Annotated in this window: 9 protein-coding genes; 6 read left to right on the top strand and 3 right to left on the bottom strand. The window is 47.4% G+C overall.

All coding sequences use genetic code 11. From position 1 onward, the window contains the following. The first annotated feature begins 259 nt into the window (after positions 1 to 259). The 5 genes from rhaB (at position 260) to OCU74_RS05670 (ending at position 6,970) form a co-directional block, all read left to right on the top strand. Positions 260 to 1,702 carry a rhamnulokinase gene (gene rhaB, locus OCU74_RS05650; protein ID WP_087480647.1) on the top strand — a complete coding sequence of 481 codons (1,443 nt, stop codon included), beginning with the start codon at positions 260 to 262 and terminating at the stop codon, positions 1,700 to 1,702. A gap of 10 nt (positions 1,703 to 1,712) precedes the next feature. Further along, complete coding sequence (gene rhaA / locus OCU74_RS05655) at positions 1,713 to 2,972, top strand: L-rhamnose isomerase (RefSeq protein WP_087480648.1); 1,260 nt, start codon at positions 1,713 to 1,715, stop codon at positions 2,970 to 2,972. A 150-nt stretch (positions 2,973 to 3,122) separates the two neighbouring features. Beyond that, positions 3,123 to 3,923, top strand: a complete 801-nt coding sequence (gene rhaD / locus OCU74_RS05660) for a rhamnulose-1-phosphate aldolase (protein ID WP_087480649.1) — start codon at positions 3,123 to 3,125, stop codon at positions 3,921 to 3,923. Between the two features lie 13 nt (positions 3,924 to 3,936). Continuing rightward, complete coding sequence (locus OCU74_RS05665; RefSeq protein WP_087480650.1) at positions 3,937 to 5,079, top strand: iron-containing alcohol dehydrogenase; 1,143 nt, start codon at positions 3,937 to 3,939, stop codon at positions 5,077 to 5,079. Between the two features lie 235 nt (positions 5,080 to 5,314). Next, positions 5,315 to 6,970, top strand: a complete 1,656-nt coding sequence (locus tag OCU74_RS05670) for a glycoside hydrolase family 43 protein (protein WP_087480651.1) — start codon at positions 5,315 to 5,317, stop codon at positions 6,968 to 6,970. A gap of 41 nt (positions 6,971 to 7,011) precedes the next feature. Here the strand turns inward: OCU74_RS05670 and OCU74_RS05675 are convergent, their stop codons facing one another. The 3 genes from OCU74_RS05675 to betC all read right to left on the bottom strand — a co-directional run bounded on the left by OCU74_RS05675 (position 7,012) and on the right by betC (position 11,354). Further along, positions 7,012 to 8,802 carry a SulP family inorganic anion transporter gene (locus tag OCU74_RS05675; protein WP_159457410.1) on the bottom strand — a complete coding sequence of 597 codons (1,791 nt, stop codon included), beginning with the start codon at positions 8,800 to 8,802 and terminating at the stop codon, positions 7,012 to 7,014. Positions 8,803 to 8,813: 11 nt separating this feature from the next. Then, positions 8,814 to 9,764 (bottom strand): choline ABC transporter substrate-binding protein, encoded by a 951-nt coding sequence (choX, locus tag OCU74_RS05680; RefSeq protein WP_087480653.1) that lies wholly within the window; start codon positions 9,762 to 9,764, stop codon positions 8,814 to 8,816. 66 nt (positions 9,765 to 9,830) lie between these two features. Then, positions 9,831 to 11,354, bottom strand: a complete 1,524-nt coding sequence (gene betC / locus OCU74_RS05685) for a choline-sulfatase (RefSeq protein ID WP_087480654.1) — start codon at positions 11,352 to 11,354, stop codon at positions 9,831 to 9,833. 141 nt (positions 11,355 to 11,495) lie between these two features. Between betC and OCU74_RS05690 the strand changes: the two genes are divergently transcribed. Then, the gene (locus tag OCU74_RS05690; RefSeq protein WP_087480655.1) at positions 11,496 to 12,401 is read left to right on the top strand and encodes a choline sulfate utilization transcriptional regulator; all 906 of its coding nucleotides are present in this window, start codon (positions 11,496 to 11,498) and stop codon (positions 12,399 to 12,401) included. Positions 12,402 to 12,550 lie beyond the last annotated feature (149 nt).

The following is a 12,550-nucleotide window of genomic DNA, read 5'->3' on the forward strand; positions in this document are numbered from 1 at the left end:
GTGTGAGCTTTTTAAGCTATTCCAGTCAGAAGACACAAGGTTGTATATATGGTGGCATCCGGCCGTTATATCCGGATACAAATCAAGGTGCATATCTCAGCAGCGGCGATGGTTTTACTGCAATATAAAAAATTTGAGTTGTGGCAGGATTTTCTTGAAAAAAACGCGTCAATTCGTTTTTTCGCCGCAGATATTTGAAGTTATTTTCCAGAGGAAAAAGGTTTAATACTTCCAAAGAATAAGGGGTGTTAAGCACAATATGAAAGCTGTAATTGCAATAGATCTTGGTGCGTCCAGCGGACGCGTTATGGTCGGTTATCTGGAAAGTGGCAAGATTCGCCTTGAAGAATTTCATCGCTTCCCGAATCAGCAGGTGATGCACGGTAACGAATCCTGCTGGGATCTCTACGCTATTCTGGAAGAGATTAAAGTTGGGATTAACAAAGTTGTTGCGACTGGTGTGGAAGTCTGTTCTCTGGGCATTGATACCTGGGGTGTGGATTTCGTTCTGCTGGATCAGTATGGCAAGCATCTGGGTGAATTTGTCAGTTACCGTGATGCCCGGACTGAAGGTGTGCTCGAGACCTTGTTGCAGGACAACCAGATGAGCCGGGAAGATATTTACAATATTACCGGTATTCAGTTCCTGCCGTTTAATACGATTTATCAGCTCAAAGCAATTCGGGATCAACAGCCCGAATGGTACAACGAAATTGATACCCTGCTGTTTGTGCCGGACTATCTCAATTACAAATTATGTGGCGTGAAGCATTGTGAATACACCAATGCATCGACCAGCCAGTTGCTGAACTGCCGGGAAAAAAACTGGAATCCACAGTTGGTTGAGGCTTGTGGCGCAAAAATGGACTGGCTTCTGCCTCCACAAATGCCGAACCGGATTATCGGTCAGTATCAGTTGGGTGACATTCACATTCCGGTCTGTTCTGTTGCCAGCCACGACACGGCTTCAGCGGTTGCTGCCACACCGATTGCCCATGATGAAATGGCTTATCTGAGTTCCGGAACCTGGTCGTTGATTGGTATTGAAAGCATGGAACCTTATACCGGTGAACTGGCTTACCACTACAACCTGACCAATGAAGGCGGTGTTGATGGCCGCTACCGGGTGCTGAAAAATATTATGGGGCTGTGGCTGATTCAGCGTATCAAGGCCGAGAACCCTTCCTTGACGTTCCCGGACATTGCGATGCTGGCCCGTCAGGCCGAACCATTCAAATATATCGTTAATCCGAATGACAATGATTTCTTAAATCCGTCTTCGATGACGCAGGCAATTAAACAATGGTTTAAGAAACGGGATCTTCCTGCTCCGGAAAGCCTGTCTGAGGTTGTGCGTTGTATCTACGACAGCCTGACGCTTGCGTATGCTGATGCGCTTGAACAGATCGCCGAAGTCTCGGGGAAAAATATCCGGGAACTGCGGATTGTCGGTGGCGGCATTCAGGACCGCTTCTTAAATCAATTATGTGCAGATGTTTGCGAAATTAAGGTTTCAACCGAACCGACAGAAGCTTCTGCGCTGGGTAATGTCGTCAATCAGTTGATTGCATCCGACATCATTACTTCTCTGGGTGAAGCCAGACAAATTATCGATGCGTCTTCCGACGTCCATGACTACACACCAAACCACATTGACGGATTAGAACAGATCAAATCCCGTTATCAACAGATGACAAGATAGGTAATTAAAAATGAGTAAAGAACAGGTAATTTCAGCATATCAACAGGCGAAACAAGTCTTTGAAAAGTATGGTGTCGACACGGAAAAGGCACTGGAAACATTAAAGAGCGTTCCTATTTCTATCCATTGCTGGCAAGGCGATGATGTTAAAGGTTTTGAGTCTCCGGATGTGGCTTTGACCGGCGGTATTCAGACAACAGGAAACTATCCCGGTGCAGCAAGAACACCAACTGAACTGCGTGCCGATATGGAAAAAGCACTGTCTCTGATCCCAGGGAAGAAGCGCGTCAACCTGCACGCTATTTATCTGGATACTGATGAAAGTGTTGAACGCGATCAGATCAAACCTGAACACTTTGCCCGTTGGGTTGAGTGGGCGAAAGCACAAGATCTCGGACTGGACTTTAACCCGACATTTTTCTCTCATCCAAAATCAGATGACGGTCTGACACTGTCTCACCCGGATGAAGAAATCCGTGAATTCTGGATCAACCACCTGAAAGCCAGTCGTAAAGTGTCTGAATACTTTGGCCGTGAGTTGGGTTCTCCTTCTTTCATGAACATCTGGATTCCTGATGGAATGAAAGATCAGCCGGTTGACCGTTTAGGGCCTCGTCAGCGTCTGGCTGATTCTCTGGACAAAGGTCTGGCTGAGAAAATCGATACTGCGTATCACGTTGACGCAGTAGAAAGTAAGTTATTTGGTATCGGGGCTGAAGCCTATACCGTGGGTAGCAACGAATTCTATCTTGCTTATGCATCGACTCGTGGAACGGCACTGTGTCTTGATGCCGGGCATTTCCATCCGACAGAAGTGATCAGCGATAAGATCAGTGCCTGTTCTCTGTTTGTGAAAAACCTGCAATTGCACGTTACCCGTCCGATTCGCTGGGACTCAGACCACGTTGTTGCATTCGATGATGAAACTCAGGCAATCATGCGTGAGATTGTCCGTAACGAATTGCTGGATCGCGTGGCGATTGGTCTGGATTTCTTCGATGCGTCAATCAACCGGATTGCAGCATGGGTAATTGGTACTCGTAATGCACAGAAAGCATTGCTGAAAGCGTTGCTGGAACCAACGGCTCAATTGAAAGCCGCAGAAGCTTCTTTTGACTACACCACTCGTCTTGGCCTGATGGAAGAAGCCCATTCACTGCCTTGGAGTGCTGTATGGGATTACTACTGCCAGCAAAATGATGTGGCTGTGGGCTTTGACTGGATTAAAGATGTGAAAGATTACGAAGCGACCATTCTGGAAGTTCGTTAATCATCCCCGTTTCACAGACGGATCAGTGAGGCAGCCGTATGGCTGGCTTGCTGATTCGGTGAGTTAAGCTCCTGAGTGTAGCCACTGTTTAAGTAAAGAGCTTTGTGTTAAGCGCTTTCTGAGTGAAGAGATTAGAAAAGGTTTATTGATATGATTCAGTTAAATGATGCAGTAAAAGAAGAAATAGAAAAAGTCAGGGAAGTTTCCCAGTATTTGTGGCAAAGAGAATGGGCCGAGCGTAATGGCGGCAACATTTCTGTCGACTTGACCGATATTTTCGGTGAGGTCGGTGAAGTTTCAGCACCGGAAAAGAAACTTCCGCTACAACTGCCTGAAGAATGTGCGGGCCATATCTATTATGTGAAAGGTACAGGACAACGTATCCGTGAATTGAGAGATCCGGAATATGCGGGCTGTATTCTTCGTATTAATGGCAAGGCGAACGGCTACCAGATCCTCTGGGGTGGTAAAGCAAGCGAAGATTTCGCACCGACCTCCGAATTTATCAGCCATGTGAAAATCCTGGTTGCAAAAGAAAAAGCCGGATCGGATCACCGCTCTGTCGTTCATACCCACCCGCTGGAATTAATCGCTCTTTCCCACCACCCGGATGTTGCAAAAAGCAGTGAATTGTTTACCTACACATGCTGGAAGATGTTGCCGGAAGTCCGTGCCTTCGTTCCACGTGGTATTGGTGTAATTCCGTACTGCCTGCCTTCTTCAGAAGAACTGGCAGACGGTACAACCGCATCTTTGCTGGTGAATGATGTTGCTATCTGGGAAAAACATGGTGCGACAGCCTCCGGAGCCGATGCGTTACAGGCGTTCGACTACATTGATGTAGCCAACAAAGGTGCCAAACTGTACCTCATGTGTACGTCTGCCGGTTACGAGCCCGAGGGTGTCTCTAAAGAAAATATGGATATTCTGAAACAAGAATTTAATTTATAGAGGTAACTAAATTATGGGTGTATTCAAACTCGCTTTTCCCAAAATCAACTTATCGGGTGAGGGTGCTATTGGCGCGTTGATTGATCGTCTGAAGGAAGAACACGGTAATGACAGCGGATTGCTGATCTGCGATCCGGCTCTGGTTGAGCTGGGCCTTGCAGCTCAGTTAATCGAGAGTGATCTGAACCTGACACTGTTCAAAGACGTTCGTCCGAATCCGGACACCAACACGGTCAATAATGCTTACGATCAGTATGTCAGCTCCGGCGCTAGTTATATTATCGGTTTCGGTGGCGGCAGCTCGATCGATACGGCCAAAGCTATCAGAATTCTGTCTGCCAATGATGGCCCGATTGCCGCTTATAACGGTGTTGAAAAGGTAAAAGTGATTGGTGCACCTCTTTATGCAATCAACACAACTGCCGGTACAGCCGCAGAAGTAACCAGTAATGCGGTGATTACCGATACGGCTACACATGTGAAACATGTCATTATTTCAGACAAAATCATCCCGGATATTTCTGTGAATGATCCGAGCGTCATGCTGGGTATTCCGAAATCCGTGACTGCGGCAACCGGGATTGATGCGTTGACGCATGCGCTGGAATCGTATGTTTCAGTCGGAGCACATCAATTGACGGATTATGTTTCGCTGGAGTCGATCCGCATGATTGCTGAAAACCTGCCAAAAGCTGTTGATGACGGTTCTGACATCAAAGCGCGTGAAATGATGGCTTATGGTCAGTTTGTCGCTGGTTTATCGTTTAACAGTGCTGGTCTGGGAATGGTGCATGCGATGGCTCACCCGGCTGGTGCACATAAAGATTTACCACACGGTGTGTGTAATGCGATTCTGTTACCGATTGTTTCTGAGTTTAACCGTCCTTACAGAACGGAAAAATTTGCCAAAGTAGCTGAAGCTCTGGGTGTTGATACTTCAGGTATGAGTATTGAAGAAGCGAGTTTTGCCGCGATTGATGCATTAAATGCGTTGAATCGCCGGGTTGGCATTCCTGCCGGTTTTGGCGAGCTGGGTGTAACTGAAGCCGATACACAGAGCTGGATCGAAGATGCGCTAGCGGACCCATGTGCCGGAGGCAATCCTCATCCAATGACTCACGAAGATGTTGCTGCACTGTATCGCCGTGCTTTGTAAGTCTTAACTTAGCTTTATAGATTTCGACACAAAAATTTAAACACTGCCTGCATCCCAATCTCGTATCCGTCCGGATATAAGGTTGGGATGTATTTCTTTTATCTCCTCTGAATATTTCCTTTATTTTCAAGTCAGTCACAGAAGTTTTTCACGAAAAAGGGTTGAATCACAGAGGTCGTGTTCCGATCGGGGGGAATCTTTTTGTGAACACGTTTAATTGATGAAGGACAAGAGAATGAAGCAGAAAAAGTTGTTCATGTTGTTCAGTGCTCTGATTGCTCTGGTGGGAATGGATACTGCGCTCGCCAGTGAGGCGAAGTTTGAACGGTTTAGTTATCATGGTGAGTCAGATATTCAGGCAAATGCCCATCAGTATGTGAACCCGGTGATGCCGGGATTTTATCCGGATCCGTCAGTGACCCGGGTGGGCGATGACTACTATCTTGTAAATTCCAGCTTTGGTTATTTCCCCGGTTTGCCGATCTTCCATTCAAAGGATTTAGTGTCCTGGCAGCAGATTGGCAATGCGTTCGACCGTTACGAACAGTTCAATTTTGCTAATGTCGGAACATCCCGGGGAATCTTTGCACCGGATATTTCTTATCATGACGGGCTGTTTTATCTCACCAGTACTTGTGTTGAGTGCAGTGAGCATTTTTTAGATAACTTTGTGATGACGGCCAAAGAGCCTCAGGGTCCGTGGTCTGAGCCGGTTTCTCTGGGATTTGGCGGGATTGACCCATCGATATTCTGGGATGATGACGGAAAAGCATACATCGTTCATAACGATGATCCTCAGGGCGGGTCGCTATATGACGGACATAAAGCTATCTGGCTACAACAGTTTGACCCTCAGTCGATGAAAATGGTGGGCGAGAGAACGCAGGTTATCAATGGTGGCGTGGATCTGAAACAACAACCGTTCTGGATTGAAGGGCCGCATATTTTTAAAAAAGACGGGCAGTATTATCTGACGGCTGCTGAAGGAGGCACTGAAAGTAACCATTCTCAGGTGATCTTCCGGGCAAATAGTATTAAAGGACCTTATCTGCCTTACGCACACAATCCTATTCTGACCCAGCGGACACTTAAAAAAGACAGAAAGAATCCGGTTGCCAATGCCGGTCATGCGGATCTCGTGCAAACACAATCCGGTGACTGGTGGTCAGTATTTCTGGCGGTTCGTCCTTATGATCAGACGGGAGATTTCAGCACCGGCCGGGAAACCTTTCTACTGCCGGTGACCTGGAAAGATGGCTGGCCGGTAATTTTAGAGCCCGGAAAACCAGTGCCTCTTGTTGTCTCACGACCTGAAATACACCCATCCGGTCAGGCTATTCAGGGCTCTCTGAAATATAGTGATGAGTTTAATGAAGACCAACTGAGCTTACGCTGGATTTCATTACGCAATACCAAAGCACCTTTGTACCGGCTTGAACAGGGAGCATTGATGTTCCGGTCCGGAGGGCGGATTGGCAATCAGAAAGAAGTTCCGGCCTTTGTCGGTGTACGGCAGCAGCACAATCAGGCTACGGTGAGTACGACACTGGCGTTTTCGCCGCAACATAACGGTGATCAGGCAGGGCTTGTCGCGCTTCAGAGTGATCAGTCTTTTCTGTTTTATGGAATTGAAAAACGGCACGGTAAAAATATCTTAGCAGTATTCAGCCGGGAACAGTCTGCAGAAGACCGGTTGATCCGGTCGGTTCCTCTGCCAGCGGAAACTGTTGACTTAACGGTTCACATCAACGGAGGAAAGATGACGTTTGACTACCGTGTGAACGGGCAAAGCAAAATACTCCTGGCTGATTTTGATACCCGTTTTCTCAGCACGACAAAAGCCGGGGGTTTTGTTGGTACTGTGATTGGTTTGTATGCTTACCAGAAATAGTGTTACCAGAAATAGTAGTTACCGGCAGCAATAATCCGGGATCACGGCAATACGGATTCTTCATGTCCGTTACCGACGGAAATGGACTGGGATATTGTTGATCCCGGTTCTTTTCCCGGACATTCAAAAAAGATTTTGTGTTTACATTGCTGACAGATGGACTGATTCAGTTGAGGTACGATCTGCTGAATCGCCATCTGTTTTGCCGGATACAGATTCTCTTCTCCGACCGTCTCCATTAAATGGTATTCACGACATTGTTTCAGTTTCCACTGTGAGCGCATCACAAAAGCAATATGACCGCCGCTATGAAGGTGGCGGCTGATGATGTCCTTGAGATAATGTGCGCCGTGAATGTCCAGATCCGAAATGCCATTGCCGTTGAAAATCCAGAATGGTTTGGTACCTTCTCTGGCCATAATAGCCGTCAGTTTCTGGTCAATATGTTCAACCGAGCCGAAGAACAGTGGTCCGTCAATACTGATGAAATGAATCTGTGGGCAGGTGTTCAGGTCAAAGCGATGGGCATTGTGGAAAAATGTTCCCTGAGAACTTTGCAGTGGTGCGATTGTTTTGACAACCGGCTCCATCGTCCGTTTCAGAAACAGACAGATCGAGAGTCCGACGCCGACGTAGAGGCCGAATTCCATACTAACTAGCAAGGTGCCGAGCAGGGTCGCGATTAAAATGACTATCTCTTTTCTGCTCGAATGTAAGTAGCGCCTTATTTCTTCAAAGGCGATCAGTTTCCAGCCGACGAGAATAATGACGCTGGCAATTGCGGCAATGGGTAAGTGAGCAAATAATGGTGCCATGAGTGGCAGCAGTATCAGGAGAAACAGAGACATCAGCACCACGGCAAGTGGTGTTTTCGCTCCGGTTTCAACATTAATGCCACTGCGGGTAAACGATCCTGAACTCATATAGGACGAGAAGAAACTGCCGATAAAATTGGACATTCCCTGACCGATAAATTCCCGGTTTACATCGATTTTCTGATCGGTCTTCAGGCTGATGGCTTTGGCGATTGATGCAGCTTCCAGTAAACCGACGAGTGCGATGGCGATTGCACTGGGCATAATCTGCTCGATAAGTTCAGGATGAAGCGTCGGCATGCTGAGAGGCGGAACCATCCCGGGCAGTGGGCCGATGGTCAGGATCTCGGCACCATTCTGGCCGAATATATATCCCAGAACGGAGCCTGAGATCAGGGCAATTAAATAGTGTGGTAATGCCGGACTGAACAGCTTACAGATAACCGCGACCGTGATGGTAAAAATGCTGATGAGCGCTGCATACAGACTGGCATGGGAAAGCCGGTCCGGGAATGTATAGAAGTAATCGATCAGACTTTCGGCTCTGGGGAGCTCAATCTGAAGTGCGTGATCGATCTGACTGAAGATAATCAGCAGAGCGGCTCCGGTAATGAAACCGGACATCACCGCATGGGAGACAAAATGGGTGATAATGCCGAACCGGCTGAGTCCCAGAGCGGTCTGTATCACCCCAGCCAGAAATGTCAGGGTAATCACCGCCTGAATATATGCTTCGCTTCCCGCAGAAAAATCATGGTGTAGTGCGCCGAACAACAATGCCGATATAGCCGTTGTCGGGCCGCATACCATGTGCCATGACGAACCGATTAATATCGCAATAATCGGCGCGACAATCGCACAGTAGAAGCCGTATTCAGGCGGCAGACCGGCGATGGTTGCAAAAGCGACTCCCTGAGGAATCGCCAGAGAGGCACCGGTAACTGCGGCGATGACATCCGCCCGGAACGTTTGTGGGGAGACACGCGCGATCCAGGGGAACCAGTAAGAGGTTGTCACGGGATTCTCTCTTATATTTTCAGTGCTTGTTTCATGGCTGGTAACGCATCTTTGCCACTGAAGGTTGTGACACCTTTGAGCCACTGATTCAGGGTTTCAGGATGCTGACGAATCCAGTCACGGGCTGCCTGTTTAGGTTTAATTCCGTCTTTGTTGGTCTGGTTGATCAGTTCATTTTCCATACCGACGGTGAAACTTAAGTTACTGAGAAGTTTGCCGACATTGCTACATTCTTGTGAGTAGCCCGTACGGGTCACTGTCCGGATGGTTGCACTGCCGTAATCGGGACCGAAATATTTGTCGCCGCCGCTGAGGTAACGAATGTCAAAGTTGACATTCATCGGATGCGGTTCCCAGCCGAGAAAAACGATGAACTGATTGCGACGAAAAGCACGATTGACTTCAGAGAGCATTGCCTGTTCTCCGGACTCGACAATTCGCCAGTCTTTCAGACCAAAATCATTGGTTTCAATCATTTTTTTGATATTGTCATTGGCCGGAGAACCGGCAGAAATTCCGTAGATACGTGAACGGAATTGATCGGCAAACCGATTGAGGTCTTTGAAGTCGTGCACTCCGGCATCGTACACATAGTTTGGTACTGCAAGTGTGAATTTTACGCCACTGAGGTTGGTCCGGATAATATCGATATCCTGTTGATATTTCTCAGCGTAATTTTTCTGGGCCGGCATCCAGTTGCCCATGAATACATCAACCTCACCACTTTTCAGACTCTTGAACCCGACTGGTACGCCTAACAGATAAACTTCAGTCTGGTAACCTAATCCTTCCAGCAGGGTTGTTACGACGCCGTTTGTCGCTCCGATATCGCTCCAGCCCGGATCACTTAACGTCACCTTTTTACACTGTTGTGGTTCTGCTGCGTAGCTTGAGAATCCGGATAAAACCAGCGCAATTCCCGCGGTCGTTTTACACCAGTTCTTTAATTTTTGTGTACTCATTGTTCACTCCCTGAAGTTGGAACTATCCGTGTATTGTGATGTGCTGAAGCGACCCGGAGGGCTGCATCAGACTTTTGGGAAACGGGCACGCGCTTCTAAATCGTCCAGATCAATATGATTGCGCATATACATTTCACCGCTGTTAAAGATTGGCTGGTGATCCCAGACCACTCTTTCTCCCTGATTCAGTGCCGCAACAATCAGACGGCGGCGGCGCTGACTCGTAAGCACATCCTGAGTTAACTTTTCGGAATCCCAGCGTTGTGCTGTTTCCTGTCGAAATTGTGCCAGAATTTCAGCATGATTGGCATCATCAGCCAGATTGATCAGCTCCTGCGGGTCATTTTGTAAGTCAAAAAGTTGATCGGGATCGAGCGGGCAGTGAATATATTTGTATGGCCCACGTCTGATCATGTACATCGGTGCCAGAGCTCCCTCGCCGAAATATTCACCAATCACTTCATCGTGAGCTTCGGGTTTACCTTCCAGATGAGGTAACAGACTGCGTCCCTGAATCGGCATTGCGTATGCCTGGGGTTGCCCGCCCGCTGCGAGTTCAGCAAAAGTGGGAAGTAAATCCATGGTTGAAACCGACTGTTTTACCCGTTTGGGAGAGAATTGACCCGGATAGTTAATAATCATCGGTACCCGGACTGACCCTTCAAAGTAAGACATCTTGTACCATAGGTTGCGTTCTCCCAGCATGTCTCCGTGGTCGCCGGAGAAGACGATGATGGTATTTTCCCGGAGTCCGGTCTCATCCAGTGTTTTGAGCAGAGCGCCGATCTGGTCATCGACATAGCTGATCGCACCGTAGTACGCCCGGCGGGCATTGCGGATTTGCTGGTCGGTAATCTCCTGATCATAGTAGGCATAGACATCCTGCAGACGTAGCGAATGAGGGTCCTGCTCTTCTTTACTGATTCTGATTTGAGGCAGTCCGATATCTTCGTCCTGATATCTGTCCCAGTAGGATTGTGGAATAGCATAAGGATCATGCGGATGTGTCATCGAAACCGTTAAGCAGAATGGACGGGATTGCTGACCACGAACATAATCGTAGAGGTAGCGTCTGGCGTGGAAAACGACCTCATCGTCAAAGTCGAGCTGATTGCTGCGAATACAAGGCCCGGCCTGAGTGACAGAAGACATGTTGTGGTACCAGGTCGGGCGGGTTGCCGGATCATCCCAGTTCGGGAACCAGCCATAATCAGCGGGATAGATATCTGTGGTGAGCCGTTTTTCAAAACCGTGTAACTGGTCAGGTCCACAAAAATGCATCTTTCCTGATAGTGCCGTCTGATAGTTCTGATTTCGCAGATAGTGGGCAAACGTTGGGATATCCGCCGGAAAATCCGCTGCATTATCATAAGCACCGATAATACTAGGTAACTGACCGGTCATTAATACATACCGGGATGGTGCACAAAGCGGACTGTTACAGTAAGCCGAGTCAAATACGACGCCATCTTCGGCAATCTTGTCCAGATTCGGGGTTTTAGCTGCCTTATGATTACCATACACCGCCAATGCATTGACTGTCATCTGATCGGCCATGATGAAAAGTATATTCGGTTGCTGAATTGCCATTGATGCTCCTTAACGGTTTGAAGTTACTGAATCAATCCTGTCACCGTTTTTATCGTTGTTTGTGTGGAATAGAATTACCTTGCACGTAAATGACGATTCTGTAAACTCACTGATTATTTATGGCATCCATAAGTTGAACTAATGGTATATAAAAGCGACATCCCTAACTTACAGACGCTGGTGGTCTTCGAGGCTTCGGCTCGTTTATTGAGTTTCACCGCCGCCGCAAGAACACTGAACACCACACAGTCTGCGGTCAGCCAGCAAATGAAGGCATTAGAAAATGAGCTGGGAGTGATGCTTTTCCGGCGAATTTACCGGGGAGTTGAACTGACCGATGAAGGGCAGATGTTGCTGGAAACGACCCAGAGTAGCTTAAATGAAATTCGTGACGTATTACGCAAAATTAAACGGAAGAAAGCGGCCAAACGGATTATTTTCGCCACCGATTTTGCTTTCGCATCGTACTGGCTGATGCCGGTGCTGGCGAAGTTCCGTCAGCAATATCCGGAGATCGATATCCGGATTGAAACATCTCAGCATCATATTGATTTGGTTGATTCCGAGTCTGATATTGCGATCCTGTTCGGTGACGGAAATTATCAGGGTTATCATTCAGAAAAACTGTTATCGGAAGAAGTCTATCCGGTCTATAGTCCCAAATTGTTCAGCAAAGATATTTCTTTATCTTCAATTTCAGCGCTAACGAGTGCTCCGTTATTAAAACTCAATGCAGATATGGGGCAGAAATGGATGACTTGGGAAGGGCTGTTTCAGGCTCATCATGGCGGATGGTCAAGACCAGATTCACTGATGGAATTTGACAATTATACGTTGGTTGTACAGGCTGCGATTGGAGGACAGGGTGTTGCTCTGGGCTGGGCTCCGCTGCTGGATGATTTTATTGCCAGTGGTGTACTTGTGGCCCGCAAAGAGTTCACGCTGACCTCGGACAGGGGATATTATATGGTGACTTCATTACAGCGCGATCTTTCTCCGGAAGTCAGAACATTTGTCGACTGGATCAAACACAGAGACGAAATATAAACCTGTTATTTGCAGGGTTATTTCCCCGGAATTTATCTGGATTATGTTGCCTGAAATTATTCGGATATATATTAATTTGATTGGTTTACATTAATTAATTCACTTCATTTTTCTTTGAAAAAATAACTGTGTTTTGTCGCCGAATATCC

The sequence above is a fragment of the Vibrio mangrovi genome (assembly GCF_024346955.1).
Taxonomy (GTDB): domain Bacteria; phylum Pseudomonadota; class Gammaproteobacteria; order Enterobacterales; family Vibrionaceae; genus Vibrio; species Vibrio mangrovi.